Origin of the sequence: Acetobacter cerevisiae (assembly GCF_001580535.1) — a bacterium.
Taxonomy (GTDB): domain Bacteria; phylum Pseudomonadota; class Alphaproteobacteria; order Acetobacterales; family Acetobacteraceae; genus Acetobacter; species Acetobacter cerevisiae.
This window is the reverse complement of sequence record NZ_LHZA01000020.1, coordinates 1-907: the sequence shown is the minus strand read 5'-3', so window position 1 is coordinate 907 and position 907 is coordinate 1. Positions and strand designations below refer to the sequence as shown.

General features: G+C 56.0%; 1 protein-coding gene. It reads left to right on the top strand.

The window, feature by feature from the left end; translation table 11 throughout:
- Positions 1 to 100: 100 nt before the first annotated feature.
- A partial coding sequence (locus AD928_RS15405) for a rolling circle replication-associated protein (protein ID WP_457851276.1) occupies positions 101 to 907 on the top strand: 807 nt, incomplete at its 3' end.

Sequence of the window (907 nt, the reverse complement as noted above, 5' to 3'; positions counted from 1 at the left end):
CTCTTGATTATATAGTTTCATATCTCCGCAAGGCCGCCCCAAACGGAAAGAATTTAGGCTCTTCCCCGCTTGAGATTGGGAAACCAACGGCACAAAAAAAATGAGGGCTGAACGGTCATCACCCGTCCAACCCTCTGTCTCAACCCTTGTTCACGCCAAGGATCGAAACTTGCTTACGTTATACCCGAACGGTTGTTCCTTAGGGAAGGCCGGAATGAACAAATCTCCCTCAAAACGTGGCTCTTGTGGTGGCTGGTCTCCGTCTGTTGCACGGCGGAATATGCGTTTCCTCTGGTCTGTCGAAAACGACAAATTGGATGGCGTAGGGTTCTCTTTGACCTTCACCGTTCAGACGTGTCCTGAGACGGCTCAGGATTGGTCTAGGCTTGTCCGTTACGTCTCTGAGGCTCTCATGAGAGGAACGAAGGTTTCTCCTTCGGCCATGCGCTTGCACTGGGTCACTGAGTGGCAAAAACGCGGCGTTCCTCACCTGCATGGGGCCGTGTATTTCGCTCAGGAAGCCGTAGAGGCTGCTGGCGGGGCTTCCGCTATGGAACATAGGCTTGTCTCTGTCTGGACGCATCTGGCGGCATCCTACGGGGCGCAGAAGTGGTCTCAGACGGTCAAGCACATCTATGACGCTCTGGGCTGGTCTCAATACGTGGCAAAGCACGCGGCCCGTGGCGCTCGGCACATTCAGCGTTCTTCCCATTGTTTGCCGTCTGGCTGGCAGGGGCAGACTGGCCGCATGTGGGGCAAGTCTGGGGTTTGGCCTGTTGCTGAGGCTCTCAAGTTCGAGTTCGGTAATATGGCGGCGTATGCGGCTTTCCGGCGTCTGATGCGGTCGTATTCCAAGGCTCAAGCGCGTGTTGAGATGAACGCCGCGCGCTCTGCGCTCGTCCAGGCA